General features: G+C 50.7%; 16 protein-coding genes. 7 read left to right on the top strand and 9 right to left on the bottom strand.

Going from position 1 to position 14,330, the window contains the following annotated elements:
- Window positions 1-34: 34 nt before the first annotated feature.
- Window positions 35-388 carry a phosphoribosyl-AMP cyclohydrolase gene (gene hisI, locus ACYUBO_RS03305; RefSeq protein WP_460372435.1) on the bottom strand — a complete coding sequence of 118 codons (354 nt, stop codon included), beginning with the start codon at window positions 386-388 and terminating at the stop codon, window positions 35-37.
- 8 nt (window positions 389-396) lie between these two features.
- Entirely contained in the window at window positions 397-1,179 is a 783-nt protein-coding gene (locus tag ACYUBO_RS03300; protein WP_300330428.1) for an A24 family peptidase C-terminal domain-containing protein, read from the bottom strand.
- A 129-nt stretch (window positions 1,180-1,308) separates the two neighbouring features.
- On the opposite strand from ACYUBO_RS03300, the gene ACYUBO_RS03295 reads away from it, so the two are divergent.
- Genes ACYUBO_RS03295 through ACYUBO_RS03280 form a run of 4 tightly spaced genes read left to right on the top strand, consistent with a single transcriptional unit; the run spans window position 1,309 to window position 6,154 of the window.
- Window positions 1,309-1,920, top strand: a complete 612-nt coding sequence (locus ACYUBO_RS03295; protein WP_460372332.1) for a hypothetical protein — start codon at window positions 1,309-1,311, stop codon at window positions 1,918-1,920.
- Window positions 1,917-4,259, top strand: a complete 2,343-nt coding sequence (locus ACYUBO_RS03290) for a type II/IV secretion system ATPase subunit (RefSeq protein ID WP_460372330.1) — start codon at window positions 1,917-1,919, stop codon at window positions 4,257-4,259. Before ACYUBO_RS03295 ends, ACYUBO_RS03290 begins: the two co-directional genes overlap by 4 nt.
- The gene (locus tag ACYUBO_RS03285) at window positions 4,246-5,169 is read left to right on the top strand and encodes a type II secretion system F family protein (RefSeq protein WP_460372328.1); all 924 of its coding nucleotides are present in this window, start codon (window positions 4,246-4,248) and stop codon (window positions 5,167-5,169) included. The genes ACYUBO_RS03290 and ACYUBO_RS03285 overlap by 14 nt, the downstream gene beginning before the upstream one ends.
- Before the next feature lies 1 nt (window position 5,170).
- On the top strand, window positions 5,171-6,154 hold the full coding sequence (locus ACYUBO_RS03280; RefSeq protein WP_300330016.1) for a type II secretion system F family protein: 984 nt from the start codon (window positions 5,171-5,173) through the stop codon (window positions 6,152-6,154).
- 47 nt (window positions 6,155-6,201) lie between these two features.
- Here the strand turns inward: ACYUBO_RS03280 and yciH are convergent, their stop codons facing one another.
- Window positions 6,202-6,507: a stress response translation initiation inhibitor YciH gene (gene yciH / locus ACYUBO_RS03275; RefSeq protein WP_292734391.1), complete on the bottom strand. Its 306-nt coding sequence runs from the start codon at window positions 6,505-6,507 to the stop codon at window positions 6,202-6,204.
- A gap of 119 nt (window positions 6,508-6,626) precedes the next feature.
- On the opposite strand from yciH, the gene ACYUBO_RS03270 reads away from it, so the two are divergent.
- Window positions 6,627-8,093 (top strand): cobyric acid synthase, encoded by a 1,467-nt coding sequence (locus ACYUBO_RS03270; RefSeq protein ID WP_460372326.1) that lies wholly within the window; start codon window positions 6,627-6,629, stop codon window positions 8,091-8,093.
- A gap of 25 nt (window positions 8,094-8,118) precedes the next feature.
- Window positions 8,119-8,463, top strand: coding sequence for a type II secretion system protein E (locus tag ACYUBO_RS03265; RefSeq protein ID WP_300330007.1), 345 nt, complete (start codon window positions 8,119-8,121; stop codon window positions 8,461-8,463).
- A 7-nt stretch (window positions 8,464-8,470) separates the two neighbouring features.
- Here the strand turns inward: ACYUBO_RS03265 and ACYUBO_RS03260 are convergent, their stop codons facing one another.
- Together ACYUBO_RS03260 and ACYUBO_RS03255 are read right to left on the bottom strand one after the other, a co-directional pair.
- Entirely contained in the window at window positions 8,471-8,737 is a 267-nt protein-coding gene (locus tag ACYUBO_RS03260) for a hypothetical protein (RefSeq protein WP_460372324.1), read from the bottom strand.
- The gene (locus ACYUBO_RS03255) at window positions 8,730-9,215 is read right to left on the bottom strand and encodes a YkgJ family cysteine cluster protein (protein ID WP_460372322.1); all 486 of its coding nucleotides are present in this window, start codon (window positions 9,213-9,215) and stop codon (window positions 8,730-8,732) included. The genes ACYUBO_RS03260 and ACYUBO_RS03255 overlap by 8 nt, the downstream gene beginning before the upstream one ends.
- 87 nt (window positions 9,216-9,302) lie before the next feature.
- On the opposite strand from ACYUBO_RS03255, the gene ACYUBO_RS03250 reads away from it, so the two are divergent.
- On the top strand, window positions 9,303-10,481 hold the full coding sequence (locus tag ACYUBO_RS03250; RefSeq protein ID WP_460372320.1) for a nucleotidyltransferase family protein: 1,179 nt from the start codon (window positions 9,303-9,305) through the stop codon (window positions 10,479-10,481).
- 158 nt (window positions 10,482-10,639) lie between these two features.
- Here the strand turns inward: ACYUBO_RS03250 and ACYUBO_RS03245 are convergent, their stop codons facing one another.
- From ACYUBO_RS03245 to ACYUBO_RS03230, 4 genes are all read right to left on the bottom strand, one after another.
- Window positions 10,640-11,425, bottom strand: coding sequence for a CBS domain-containing ParB/RepB/Spo0J family partition protein (locus ACYUBO_RS03245; protein ID WP_300334455.1), 786 nt, complete (start codon window positions 11,423-11,425; stop codon window positions 10,640-10,642).
- A gap of 320 nt (window positions 11,426-11,745) precedes the next feature.
- Window positions 11,746-12,246: an Hsp20/alpha crystallin family protein gene (locus ACYUBO_RS03240; RefSeq protein WP_460372318.1), complete on the bottom strand. Its 501-nt coding sequence runs from the start codon at window positions 12,244-12,246 to the stop codon at window positions 11,746-11,748.
- Window positions 12,247-12,320: 74 nt separating this feature from the next.
- Window positions 12,321-13,136: a response regulator gene (locus ACYUBO_RS03235; RefSeq protein WP_460372316.1), complete on the bottom strand. Its 816-nt coding sequence runs from the start codon at window positions 13,134-13,136 to the stop codon at window positions 12,321-12,323.
- A 5-nt stretch (window positions 13,137-13,141) separates the two neighbouring features.
- A complete protein-coding gene (locus ACYUBO_RS03230) occupies window positions 13,142-14,143 on the bottom strand; it encodes a PstS family phosphate ABC transporter substrate-binding protein (protein ID WP_460372314.1) in 1,002 nt (333 codons plus the stop codon).
- Window positions 14,144-14,330 lie beyond the last annotated feature (187 nt).

Below are 14,330 nucleotides of genomic sequence, written 5' to 3'. Positions count from 1 at the left end.
CTTCCAAAAAAACGGGGGTTGCCAGAGAGAAGAATTATTTGTATATCGTCTCCGGGTCAACCATACGATCGAAGAGAACGTCTCCATCAAGCGTCCTGAAGAAGCATGATCGATACCCGAGGTGGCAGGCAGCACCGGATTGTGAGACAAGGTAGAGAAGAGTGTCTGCATCACAGTCAGTCCTGATCCCGACGACATGCTGGAGATGGCCGCTCTCCTCGCCCTTCTTCCATATCTTCTTCCTGCTTCTGCTGTAATAGTGGGCATAGCCGGTCTGTTGTGTGAGGGAGACAGCTTCTTCATCTGCCCAGGCAACCATCAGCACCTCACGTGTCTCTGCATCCTGTACAACAACCGGAATGAGCCCGTTCTGATAATCTAATTCGATCATACCAATCAGACCCCCATAAGCGCCATCATCAATGTAAAGAGTATATCACCGATGAGGCATGAAACGATCAGCCCGGCGGTTATCGGAATGAAGAACGGAACACCATAGGATATCCAGACAGAACCAGCTTGTGTATACAATGCAAGCTCTTTCCGGAATTCATCTGGCTGCTCCCGGAGGTCACGCGTATACACACGGTCATCCCGTGCCATCCTGCTGATCGCCTCTGCAAATGGGATGAAACGGCGCTTTAAACCATCTGTTGTCTCTTCAAAATCCTCAATTACAAAGCCAAAGACCGAACGGATATTCTCAGATTGAACCGGGAAACCGATGAACATGTACAGGAGCGGAGCCCTGTTCCCTTTCGCCAGATTGTAGATGAAGAGAAAAACCGGAATGAATAGATTCAGGATGAGAGCATTTGCGAGGACACTGAAGGCAAAGATTGGAACTGGCGGATACCCAAGGAGCGGTTCAAATGGAAAGAGAGGTATCAGGAGAGCGATAAAAATAAGACCCCAGGCATCTGCACCACCGAAGAGGCCAAAATATGCAATCGCATACATTACCCCTGAGAAGACGAGAGTCGTCAGGGCAATGATCAAAAACCAGTGTAGATCTCCAAGCAAGAGGAGATAATAGACATACCCTGTGAACGGGAGAGAGAGGAGGAGCATCGGATACCATGTCCGAAACGGTACCCTGCGATCGCGGATATCCAGAAAGGATCCATAGAGAAATGTCAATGCCACCAGAAGAAAGGGGATGGCCAGGTACGATATCATAAATGAACTATTCTGGTTGATAGATTATATATGGCATGGCATAGATTCTCTGGTACTCTGCGTATGATCACGTGCGATTCATAATAGAGGGTCAGAAAGGAGAACCCCGGGAGTGCAGGAGAAACAGAGATGCCCGATACAGATGAGTCACAAAAGAGATCAGGAACACTTGCAGACTGCATTTTGAATGCTGTACAGTGGCATTTTTCCGGCACGATCTCCTGCATGGAGGTTGACGGGGTGCGGGCACAGGTCATCTTCATCTCAGGGGAACCCGCAGGTGCTGAATATGCTGATGGCGCAGGAACGATCTATGGAGATATTGCGGTGCTCAGGCTTCCGACAAAACCAATCTACACAATATCCCCTCTACCGGTAGCAGAAGCAGAAGGTCTCGCCAGCTGTGCGCGCATCTATCACCCTGAACGGTTATTTGCACACGCAGCAGTGAAGAAGAGGAGGGAAGCCAGATCGCCTGCAGAAACCTCCGGAGTCGGCAGGCTTACGATCAGGGTGGCATCTGGCCAGAGAAGACCTGTACCCCTCAGGATCGAGCTCTGGAGCGAAGGGCGCATATGCGGAACAGATACGCTCGATCAGAATGGAAAGGCATCATTTCGGCTTCTGGAGGGGGAGTACGAATGCCGGTTGCGAGAGGGTATCAGGTTGATTGGCCACAAGACTTTCAGATATCCGGGTGGCGATATGGAGATTACAATACCAGTTGATGGAGCTGCATGATGAAGAGGCGGATACGGGACCGGTTCTTCTCATTCATCAAACGGAAAAAGAAAACGGAAGTAGAGGCAGGACCGGCAGAGAGAGAAATCGATCAGGCTGTCCCCGGATGGTTACTGCCGGGGACTCCGGAGAGCGGGGAGGAAGAGACGGGCAGAAGACCGGAATGGGGCGGTAGTCCGGACGAGGGCTCTGATCCCCTCAGAGAGATGGGGAAACAATGGGATCAGAGGACGAGAAGAGATCAGTATGGTGCAACAGAGCCATCCCATGCAACGGAACCTGAGGATGATAAACGCCATGGCACCACACAGGAAGAGACAGATGGGGAGGAACAGATCAGAGAAGAGGAGATGGGCAGAGAAAGGAGCACTATCTTCTCTTTCCTGAAGAAGAGGCAGAAACCTGAAGAGATGGGTGAACAGCAGGATACCGGGGATGATCTTGAAGACCTTGTTGAAGAACTGATCGCGGCAACTCATGAGGACGACATGAGCCACCCGATAGCCGGGGAGGAAACCTCCCCGATCCCAGAAGAGAAAACACCAACTCCTTGGCCAGTACCTGATGAGCGTCCGGGGGAGAAGGGTGGCGCAGGCGATCCGGAAGCCGGAGATATTCGTCATAAGCCACCTCATCCGATCCCGCTCCAGGAGGTGGTCATAGAGAAGAAACAGATCCCCATCCCCGAAGAGGTCGTAATTGAGAAGCCATCAGAGAAAGATGAGCCTGTTTTGGATGGGAAAGGATCGAAAAAACCCTCCATTCTCCAGAGACTCTCACCTAAAAGACGTCTGCGCGAGGAGTACCATCCTGATACCCACGGCCCATTGCTCGATCTTCGATATACACCTCCGCCCGGTGTCGAGGAGGTTGAGCTCTACCCGGTACACCCCCCGTATGCATATATCAGAATCCTCTACGATGTCCTCTCCCATGAATACACCTACCAGGTCATAGAGCCCCTGCTGACAGAAGGCGAAGAAGCGTTATACAACGAGATTAAGAACCGGCTCTTTGAGACACTGGATATCAGCACCCGTGGTCTCTCCAGGGAGGAGACACGGAAACTACTCAGAGAGGCCAGCCGCAGGATCATCGAAGACTTTGATCTCAGCCTCACTCCTGTCGAAGAGGAGAAGATCCATTACCGGATGGATTGTGAGTTCATAGGGGACGGACTGATCGATCCGATTATGCATGACCCGTTCATTGAGGATATCTCCTGTGACGGGCTGAAGTCGCCGATCTTCGTCTACCATACCCGGTATGAGTCGATTAAGACATCGCTCTGCTATACCAGTTCTGTTGATCTGGATTCATTTGTGACAAAACTTGCGCAGAGGGCTGGAAAATATATCTCGATTGCGGAGCCGATTCTGGATGCAACAATGTCGGATGGATCCCGTATCCAGATGACTCTCGGAACCGAGGTGACTGCACATGGATCGACCTTTACGATCAGGAAGTTCCGTGATGAGCCGATCACCCCGACAGACCTCATCGAATGGAAGACCTTCTCCCCCCTCTCGATAGCATTTCTCTGGCTTGCCGTTGAGAGCGGCAAGTCATGCATCTTTGCAGGAGGAACAGCGTCCGGGAAGACAACTTCGCTGAATGCAATCTCCCTCTTCATGCCTCCGCTTGCAAAGATCATCACACTCGAAGATACGCGTGAACTGAAGCTCCCTCACGCGAACTGGATCCCAAGTGTCACCCGCGACTCCTTTGATACGGGTGGGCGTGGCGAGATCGATCTCTACGAACTTCTGAGAGCTGCCCTCAGGCAGCGTCCCGAATACCTTCTTGTCGGTGAGGTGCGTGGGAGAGAGGCACTGACACTCTTCCAGGCAATGAGTACCGGCCATATCACGTACTCAACTACCCATGCGGATTCGGTTTCAAGTGTTGTACACCGGCTTGAGAACCCGCCGATGAATGTGCCAAGGAATATGCTCTCAGCACTCGATCTCGTCTCTATCCAGGTTCAGGCACGTGTGGGGGGGCAGAGGATCCGAAGAAACAAGCAGATTATCGAGATCCTCGATATCGATCCACGGACAAACGAACTGATCACCAATGAAGTCTTCAGGTGGAAACCCTCGACAGATGAGATCTCCTATTCAGGGAAATCCTATATCCTTGAGGATATCATGGAGGAGCGCGGATGGGATGACGAGAGAATCCAGGAGGAGCTGAAACGGAGGCAGGAGGTTCTTGAATGGATGAGAATACGGAAAATTAGGCATTATAAGGATGTTTCTGCCATTCTAATGGATTACTTCAGAAACCCCGATGATGTGATCGCCCGCGTGAGAGGGGATCTCTATGAACAGGTATGAACTCTTCTGCTTCAACCTCCTCGGAGAGAGGATGCGGAAGAAGAAAGAGAGTTACATCGAACTGCATGGAAGTCTCATCTCTGCCCGCCACAAAGTGCCATTTGAGGCCTACCTTGCATCAGCAACCTTAACCTCGGCAATAGCCGGAGTTCTTGCCGCTGTAGTTGCCGGAGTCCTCAGCTATTTTTTTAAGATTCCGAACCTGATCACCTACAGCGGATCGCTCCCCGTTGTCGTCTACGAATATGCGGATCTGCTCCTGATCGTCGGGACCATTGCAATCACGCTCCTGACCCTGATGGTTGTGTCCGGATCGACGTATTTTCTCTTCCTGATGTACCCCCCGATTATGGCAGGTGAGAGGAAGAGGAAGATAGATGCAAGCCTTCCACACGCGATCAATTATATCACCGCAATGTCCACCGCCGGGATCACCCCCGCCGAGATCTTCCGCCTTCTTGGAGAATCACCAGTCTATGGCGAGAGTGCCGCTGAAGCCCGGTATATTGCCCGTGAGATCGATGTATTCGGGCGCGATCTCATCGATGCATTACGGGTCGTCTCGACAATCACCCCAAGTGACCGGCTGAAAGAGTTTCTGCAGGGAGCAATGGGGGCAATATCAAGCGGAAGCAACCTGACTGAGTACTTCAAACTGAAGGCAAACCAGTATGCCATTGAGAACCGGCAGCAGCAGAAGGCATTCCTTGACACACTGGGGCTGATATCCGAATCCTATGTAACAGCCCTCGTTGCAGGAACACTCTTTCTCGTCATTCTGCAATCGGTGATGTCGATGCTCTCCGGTGGGGGAGATCCGATCTTCCTCTATGTGATCATCTACCTGATCATGCCGTTTGGAAGTGCCATGTTCCTTGTTATGATCGATTCCATGACTCCGGAGGTCTGAGATGAGGTGGAGAAGGCAGGGACAGGTAGCAGAGATTGATGCCGACAGGAACATCCACGATAAGATCGAGAGGCGTAGTAAAAAAGAGAGGGGATTTTCGGGTTTTATACAGCACCCGGTTCAATCACTGATCAAAAACCCCATCCATTCACTCTATCTGACAATTCCCCTCTCGCTCGTAATCGCCCTCATCTGGTTCTTCATCGTCTATCAGCAGTTCGGCCTGAATTTTGTTCTTGGAACGACCATAATTGATGACATCCTGATCGTCACAACGCTCCTGATCATCACCCCACTTGCCCTCCTCGACTTTTTTGATGATCGCCGGCAGAGGAGCCTTGAGTCCGCACTCCCAAACTTCTTCCGTGACCTTGCAGGGATGAATGAATCCGGTATGACACTGCCCGGAGCCGTTGCCCTTGTCTCCCGCGCAGAATATGGCGCCCTGACACCGCATATCCGTCGCCTGGATCAGGAGATGTCATGGAATGTTCCGTTTGTTCCGGCGATGCTCCGGTTTGGTGAAAGAATACAGACGCCTCTTGCAACCAGGAGTGTGGATCTGATCGCAAAAGCGAGCAGGGCCGGAGGAGATATCTCAAATGTCCTCCGTGCAGCAGCAATCGATACCTACGAGTTTGTCACCCTGAAGACCGATCGATTAAACAATATGTTCATTTATATTGTGATCATTATCATATCCTTCTTCGTCTACATGTTCGTCATCGGCATTCTGACCAGCACATTCCTCGGTACAATGGCAGAAGCAGGCAGGGCCGCAGAGGCATCCGGTGCAGGGGCAGGATTTATGGCATCGATTGATATCGACTTTTATAAGAGGATCTTCTCGCACGCGGTCATCCTGCAGGGCTTCTTCTCCGGGCTTGTCGCAGGCCAGATGGGTGAGGGGAGGGCAATGGCAGGACTGAAATTCTCAGCCATGATGGTCCTGATCGGCTGGCTGGTCTTTCGGTTCGCCATCTAACGTGAATATAAAAAAACGAGGAATTGAGAGAAGAAGGAGGGAGGGTATTAATTTATATTATCAATTTTATACCCCTTCTGAGAGAGCAGATCTTTCACGCGGTCACGGTGATTCCCCTGCAACTCGATGGTATTTCCTTTTACGGTTCCTCCACAAGCAAGTTTGCTCTTCAGGAACTTTGAGAGATCTTCAAGATCGATCTCATAGGGATCGAGACCGTCTACAACGGTCACTTCTTTCCCATACCGTCTCCGGTTGATCTTCACGAGAATTCTCTGCTGTTCCTTGGCGACCTCTTCGCAGATACACAGCTCTTTCGGAAGGCCACATTTTGGGCAGATGCCACTGTTCATTAACCAGTACTGGACGTTCATCTCTATTTATTGTATGCGCTGGGAGGAGGCAGAGTGTGCGGGATCGAAGAAGATCAGAATGTCCCTTTTTATCTTCATGGAGAGAGAACAAATGAACCATGTCACTTCTGGTGCTTGGAACCGCCTCCCATGTCGGAAAAAGTGTCACTGTTGCCGGTATATGCCGTGCGCTCTTCAATCGTGGATATACAGTCGCACCATTTAAAGCGCAGAATATGAGCCTCAACTCCTACGTCACAGCAGATGGCAGCGAGATAGGTATTGCCCAGGCGATGCAGGCGATCGCTGCACACCGCGAGCCGGTCGCTGAGATGAACCCGATCCTCTTAAAGCCAAAAGCTGAAAGCATCTCACAGGTGATCGTCCTTGGAAAACCCTATCGTGACCTCCCGATACGTGACTATTACAAGGAGACTGACGCGCTTCTTGAAGTGGCAGTCGCTGCGTACGAGGATCTCATGGCAGAGACAGGATGTGTCATCTGCGAAGGGGCGGGCGGAGCAGCAGAGCTGAACCTCTATGATCGTGATATTGCCAATATACGGCTTGCTGAAAGACTTCAAATCCCAATCATCCTTGTAGCAGATATCGAAAGGGGAGGGGTCTTTGCCCAGCTGTATGGGACGATCAGCCTCCTTCCGCCAAAAGTTCGTTCCCTCGTTGCCGGTGTGATCATCAACAAATTCAGGGGTGATCCCGAGATCTTTGCTTCAGGAATCGATCTGATCAAAGAGACCTGTTTGGTTCCGGTTCTCGGGGTTGTTCCTTTTACCGATCTCAACCTCCCAAGTGAGGATTCACTCTCACTCTCCGATAAACGCGCATCATCATCTCCGATCCGGATAGGAATCATCCATCTGCCACGGATATCGAATTTCACAGATTTTGAAGCACTTGAACGATCCACGTCTGTCACCTATGTCCGGCCCGGTGATCCGCTCGATACCTATGACTGCATCATCATACCTGGAACAAAAAATACTGTTGAGGATCTCCTGCATCTCAGGAGAACCGGGACAGGCGATGCGATAGCAAAAGCACGGGAACGTGGTGTGCCGGTGATTGGTATCTGCGGGGGATACCAGATGCTCGGGAGGAGGATCTATGACAAGGGCATCGAATCCAGTGGTGAGGCAGTATATGATGGACTGAATATGCTGCCTGTTGAGACATCGTTCTCGGAGTACCAGAAGACAACGATCCGGGTGACACGACAGGCACGGCAGGTTGGGCCGATCCTGGGTGCAATGGGGGAGGTGAGCGGATACGAGATCCATATGGGCGAGACGATCAGCGCCGGAGGAACCGAAGCATTCGAGGGAGATGGATCGGTATCAGATGACGGGCTGGTATTTGGGACCTATCTCCACGGCCTCTTCCAGAATGCATCTGCTGTTACTGCCCTGCTTCAGTACCTCTACGGGAAGAAGGGGCTGATTTATACCGAAGAGGAGAGAACTGATCCCTATGACCATCTTGCCCGTCATCTGGAGGAGCATCTCGATATGAATGCGATTGTTGAGCTGGCGGCCCCCAGTTATTCCGGGGGAGAAGAGAAGCAATGAACAGGCAGATTAAGGAGGTTACCCTATGAGTATTCGGATCTCATTTACCCTTGAGAACGATCTGGCACATCAGATCGAACAGTTCGCCACTGAAAAGAGGATCGAGAGAAATGAGGCAATTTTAAGGCTTATTGAGGCGGGTGTTGAGAAATATACCGAAGACAACTCATTTGTTCCGGTGCCGCGGGAGAGGAGCTTTGAGGAGGTGAAGGTGATCAACCGCTCACTGGAGAGCCTGACTGATGCTGTTGTGGATCTCAAAAAAGAGATCCGGGTTGTACACCATATCCTCGATCTGAAATGGCAGAAAGATCAGCTGCCAGTTCCGCAGGAGACCCGGAGATGGTGGGAGTTCTGGAAGGGTCTCTGATCTGAAATCAGCTGATGATCGACATGATACTGCGGTAGCCTTCACCTATCATATCATCACACCAGACCCGTGTGACCGCTTTCAGATCCACCTCATCTGTTGCACCGCTCCGTGAACAGTATGCCCGTGCAGGCGAGGGCATCCGTATTCCATTCACCTCGAAATAGCGCGAATGGGCACAGAAGCGGCACCGATCAAGAGTAACCGACTTCTCCGGGAGGCAGGGAACTTTCTCCCCCTTCACCTCCAGTATCCGCATCCCTTCTTCACTCATAGAAGATCACCTTGTATCCTGATGTGGTCAAAGCCTTTCTGACCTCCTCCTTCCAATCCGAATCGGCTGCACCACCATACCGCTCCTTCAGGCATATCCATTCCTCCTGAAGGCCGGGATCTTCGGTTTTCAGATCACGCCTCCCCTTCATCTCGCCGCAGAGGACATCCTGACGCATCACCTTCCCCGTACAGCAGAGATAGTCACGACAGAATCCCGGCCGTGACCGGTAGATCGTACAGATGACCCTCTCATCATCTTCTCTCCTGAGGAACGGGCAGGCATGAGGATGCTCATTCTGGTATGAAGTATCAGAGAAGAGATCAGATCTGCCCGGATCGAGAACCGCCATGAAGGATTCTTTTGTAAGGGAGAGGGAGCATCCGTATGCGCCCCCGATCTTCTGGTTAATCGTAATATAACGGCCAAAACCATTGCAACATCTGCCGCAGAGGGTGCAGGTGAACTCAGAACCCATGCATTCTCTCTCATGCTGAAGAGTGATAAGGGTATCCGGAGAGCAGATCAATGTCATTTAATTGATACGGGGTTATATCTCCTTACCATGAAAGTCTGCATCATGTGCGGGGGTGAAGGGACACGCCTCCGTCCGCTGACGTTTGAGCGGCCAAAGCCCTGTATACCAATAGGAGGGATCCCCTCCATCCAGCATCTTGTTGTGCACCTCGCCAATCTCGGATTTACTGATATCGTCATCACGCTTGGATATCTTGGCGATCGGATAAAAGAGGTGCTGGGCGATGGTTCACTCTTCTCCGCCGAGATCACCTATGTCGAGGAGAAGACGAAGCTTGGAACGGCGGGATCAGTAAAAAATGCGCAGGAGTATCTTGATGGCATGCCATTTCTGGTCGTCGGGGGAGATCATGTCACGGATATCAATCTCCTCGAATTTTACCGCGAACATAAGAAGATGAATGCAATCGCATCAATCGGGCTGATTGGGATCGATGATCCCTGCGAGTATGGGATTGCAGAGATCGATGCAACCTTCACCATCCAGCGGTTCAAGGAGAAGCCGGGGCCCGGAGAAGTCTTCTCAAACCTCGCCAGCACCGGGATGTACGTCTGCAATCCTGAGATTTTTGAGTATATACCGGAGAAAACCAAATATGATTTTGCCCGTAATCTCTTCCCTGACCTGATGAACAGAGGATATCAACTGAAAGGATGGCTTGCCAGAGGAAACTGGACCGATGTCGGATCCCCCTCAATGCTCAGGCAGGCCGAGAGATGGAAGCTGAATGATGTCGGGATCACCACAATACAGGGCAATCTGAGTGTTGAGGATGCCCAGATCACAGGCCCTGTCAGGTTTGGTGATTCGATCACACTCGGACCGCGATCACGCGTTATCGGGCCGGTCTCTATCGGAAAAGGGGTAACAATCGGGGAGGATGTGATCATCGGTCCCTACACATCCATCGGGGATCATTGCAGCATCAATAGCCGGGCAAAGATCTTCTCCTCATCGCTCTACTCGGGAGTCTCAATCGGGCCTGGCTCCACCGTCAGCGGGAGCATCATCGATAATGATGTACGCATTGGCGAAAACTGTTCGATCGAGCATGATACGGTGATCGGGCCACGTGCAAATCTTGGAGATGGCGTCGTCATTCATTCACGCACCCGGCTCTGGCCTGAGGTTCTCATACCCGATGGTGACGTGGTGAAAGAGTACGTCCTCAATGAGGCATTTGATACGACATGGGATGGGTCATAACTCCGGCCTGATTCTTCCGGGCAAACATTGCCAATTCCCCTTACCTTTTTCCCGGCTTTTTGAAGCCTCCATTTTTAAGGATACAGAGAGGTGTTCTGCAAAGAGAAAAGCATGGGAAGAATCGGGGAAAGTTGGAAGAGAGAGTGGTGTGGATTAATTCAATCGTGTGGAACCAGACGGTGAGTGATCGCAACCAGGGGATGGCGTGCATAATCCATCACCTGGATATCATCAAGTGAGTACAGTTTCATGCTCTCTGCTGTCCGTTCAAGTCCAAGTTCGATATCTTCATCGATCACGATGATATAGGCATCAAGCATCCTGATGCCGAGCCGCTTTGCTGCAATGGCCCGGTGGTGGCCATCGACCATGATCCATTTTCCAGACCTTTTCACGACGATGACTGGTTCAGCAAGTCCTTTTTTGATCTCATACATCCGGCCTTCGAGCTCGTCCTGAAAGATCTTGCCCTGTGTCGGCCGGAGCCGGTCAACCGGGACATTGCCCCTCTCAAGGGTCGGTTCGATCCCATAGAGTTTCTTCAACGTCGACATGAAGTTGTAGACTTTTCCGGGGGATACATGCTCGATCTGGGATCTGATCACATCGGCATTTGAGATGATCCCGACCAGTTCATTCTGTTCATTCACGACCGGCAGTTTCTGGATACCTGAACGGAAGATGACACGGGCGGCATCGGTTATCGGCATATCGGGATCGGCAACGATCAGGTGGCGGGACATGATCTGTTCTATCCGAACTGACGGATGCACCCCGATGATATCGCGTGCCGAGATGTAGCCGACGACCTTGTTTCCACGAAGAACAGGAAAACCATCGTGCTGGGTTGAACGGATATGATCGATGACATCCTTTATCATGCCTTCTGCCTTCACGGAGACGACATCGTAGGTCATGTAGTCACGGACCTTTTTCTTGTCTATTGGCTCATTCTTCTGCACAAAACACCCACAAATCTTCTTTTCATTGGATATTCTTCTAATCAGGCCACATACCCGGATAGTGAATGAAACAGATTCCGGATAAATGTCTGATCTGAGAACTATATGAGATCACCCATTCCCGCCAGTTGAGGGGGGGGGAGAATTTCCTCCCCTCTCTCTATTCAGCGGGGCTTTTGGTACTGAAGCGGTTCTTTCTGTATGCTGCTCTCTTTTTGAGTTGCTGTTGAATGAGGGGGATTCCTGTCGGCTTTGCAATCCACCCGGGATTCAGACACTCTGTAGCTTTTTTTTATTTTCGACTATTCGATCTGAATTGACCGCACCGAAGGCATCTCGGTCTTCTTCAGGTGCACCTCAAGAACCCCGTTTTTGAAGGAGGCCTGTGCCCCATCTTCAGTTACCTCAACCGGGAGGCGGACCATACGGCGCATCGATCCATACATCCTCTCCCTCATGTAGTAGTTCTCACGCTCATCCTTCTTCCCGGTAGATGAGCGGGTTGCAATCTCAAGCGTCCGTGGATCAATGAGCTGGACACTGACACCGTCCTTCTCAAATCCCGGAAGATCGGCAACAATCACCAGTTCGTCCTCATGGTCGCTGACATCGACCCTGAACTCGCCCCGGATGGCGGGCATGAAGCGATCGGCCATCCCGCCTCCTGCTCCGCCAGCGGTTTCCGGCAGGAGGGTTCTGCTTCCGGAGAAGATATCCTGGAAGCGGGCCTCCATCTCTGCCATCATCTCATCGATCTCCTGTCCGATCGATCCAAATGGGTATCTTCGCCTGTCCCATACCATAGTTACATTCCTCCTATGCCACATCGTGTGTGGCTAACCTTTCGTTAGGGATCTATACATATTATAGTTTTTTATTACTGCACAAGACCTGCGGGGACCCGCTTCTCAGTCCTGGCAGGCATAGTGATCATCTCATCCAGTTTTATGATATACCCTATGATCGCCCCGCGGTAATCTCTCTTCCTCATTGCCTGAAGGCGGACATGGCGTTTCCTCCCGCCAGCGATCCTGAGAGTCAGGTCTTTAGATGTTCCAATCAGATCTATCATACTCGTTTCTGTAATACAACCCCAGAGAGAGAATTCCTCATCCATCATCGAGACAACAGGTTCGCAATCCATAATATCGTTAATATGCTGGAAGAATGCCTCATTATGGGAGCATCCGGTGAGATACCCGGCAGAGGGATTGCTGAAGAGCACCCTGCCATCATTATTAAGAAACATGATGCCGGTGTCAAGCGAGAGGAGGGTGTCGAGTTTGCATCCCTTAATGCCAAACCGCCTCATGAAGAGGGCATGCGAGTTCAGTGCGATCTCAATGGTTCCATATAATTCCTGATCGGAGAAGGGTTTTGAGAGATAACCAAAAGGTTGTGCAGTCTTTGCCCGTTCAATAGAATCACCGCCTGACTGCCCGGTGCAGAAGACAACAGGGACCGAGAAGAACTGGTGAATATAGGTAGCAGCAACGATACCATCACAGATCCCCTCAAGGCCGATATCCATCATCACGAGATCGGGATTCGTTGCGATGACCTGTAGAATAGCTTCGTCACCTGATCGTGCCTGCCCGCACACCGAATAACCAAATGTACTGAGCGTGCCGGAAAGTACCTGTGAGATAACCGGATCATCTTCAACAATAAGTATCTCTGTCGATTCCATCATTCACCTCATATTTCATCAATCTCGTTCATCGAGAAATATCCAATTTCATTAAAGTAACGCCGTGCTTCGGCAGATTGTGCGAATCGAATAAACGATCCAACCTCACTATCCGGGGTACCGTTTGTCAGGTAGAGCAGCTCCCTTGTAAGAGCCGGAATATACCTCAGATCGTTACTCAAAGGATCGCCTTTCAGTTCATTCAGTATTGCCAGACGTATTTCCGAGGAATGCTCCGGAACAGCAACACTGCTTCCCATATCATAGATCCGGAGAATTTTAACACCAGGATCATGTTCGGCATATCCAAAATCAACGAAGCCGATTGCTCCATCTTTTTCTTTCACTGCTTTCAGGACACCTGCATTCCCCTCGGCAGCCATCTGGACAATCATACCTTTGGCATTTCGATCACACGCTGAAAGCGAGGAATCAACAGTCTTTGCTCCAGGAAAGAGCCAGTTTGCAAAGACCTCTTCAGTCCCCGATGGATCGCTCCTCTGCACAATATAGCTGATATCAAAAAGACGGGGGATCATTGAAAGATCATCATCCTCGCCATTATACAGAGCCTGAAGTTCTTCAAAGGCTATTGCGTCATGCTGATACGTTCTGCTCGCGATCACAACCACGCCAGAGCCTCCAATCTTATGGATAACAAGTGATGGATACTTCATCAGCTCACTATCCTTGATCGGGCGGGAAGAGGCACCAATAGAGACATCACCCGATCCTCCCCGCTCAACCCCTGTTCCGGATCCACCCCCCTCAATCGCGATCAGAACACCGGGATTGGATCTTGAATAGACTGTTGCAAGGATTTCAGAGACTGGTTGGACGGTCGTTGATCCGGCAATGGTGATAACCGTCTCCTGGCTTCTGTCATTTATTTTCGATTCAGGTAATCCGGTTCCATCTGATCCAATTATTGCCCCTCCAAAATAAACCGACCATACACTTAAAACAAGAATAAAAACAACAATGAGAACTTTTTGATTCCGTTCAATCATACTTATGCCAGACCTCCCCGGAAGAGAGTATCTCTCCTGCCCCGGTCAATCAGTACCATACTCACGAACCGGCATAGGTTCTCTCAACTGAGATTCTGACAACAATAGAGATCTCTATTGGAATCAGATAACCCAGATAATCCGATGGCATCAATATTCTCAAACACAAGTTCTGATGCAGTACCGG

This window comes from Methanocalculus sp. MC3, from assembly GCF_054767395.1.
The sequence above is the reverse complement of the archived record's forward strand: the minus strand, read 5'-3'. Positions and strand labels throughout refer to the sequence as shown.

Coding starts and splice junctions, on each gene's coding strand:
- ACYUBO_RS03300 (WP_300330428.1), bottom strand. CDS start 1,179: ATGATATCGTACCTGGCCATCCCCTTTCTTCTGGTGGCATTGACATTT.
- ACYUBO_RS03295 (WP_460372332.1), top strand. CDS start 1,309: ATGCCCGATACAGATGAGTCACAAAAGAGATCAGGAACACTTGCAGAC.
- ACYUBO_RS03290 (WP_460372330.1), top strand. CDS start 1,917: ATGATGAAGAGGCGGATACGGGACCGGTTCTTCTCATTCATCAAACGG.
- ACYUBO_RS03285 (WP_460372328.1), top strand. CDS start 4,246: ATGAACAGGTATGAACTCTTCTGCTTCAACCTCCTCGGAGAGAGGATG.
- ACYUBO_RS03280 (WP_300330016.1), top strand. CDS start 5,171: ATGAGGTGGAGAAGGCAGGGACAGGTAGCAGAGATTGATGCCGACAGG.
- yciH (WP_292734391.1), bottom strand. CDS start 6,507: ATGAACAGTGGCATCTGCCCAAAATGTGGCCTTCCGAAAGAGCTGTGT.
- ACYUBO_RS03270 (WP_460372326.1), top strand. CDS start 6,627: ATGTCACTTCTGGTGCTTGGAACCGCCTCCCATGTCGGAAAAAGTGTC.
- ACYUBO_RS03265 (WP_300330007.1), top strand. CDS start 8,119: ATGAGTATTCGGATCTCATTTACCCTTGAGAACGATCTGGCACATCAG.
- ACYUBO_RS03260 (WP_460372324.1), bottom strand. CDS start 8,737: ATGAGTGAAGAAGGGATGCGGATACTGGAGGTGAAGGGGGAGAAAGTT.
- ACYUBO_RS03255 (WP_460372322.1), bottom strand. CDS start 9,215: ATGGGTTCTGAGTTCACCTGCACCCTCTGCGGCAGATGTTGCAATGGT.
- ACYUBO_RS03250 (WP_460372320.1), top strand. CDS start 9,303: ATGAAAGTCTGCATCATGTGCGGGGGTGAAGGGACACGCCTCCGTCCG.
- ACYUBO_RS03240 (WP_460372318.1), bottom strand. CDS start 12,246: ATGGTATGGGACAGGCGAAGATACCCATTTGGATCGATCGGACAGGAG.
- ACYUBO_RS03235 (WP_460372316.1), bottom strand. CDS start 13,136: ATGATGGAATCGACAGAGATACTTATTGTTGAAGATGATCCGGTTATC.
- ACYUBO_RS03230 (WP_460372314.1), bottom strand. CDS start 14,143: ATGATTGAACGGAATCAAAAAGTTCTCATTGTTGTTTTTATTCTTGTT.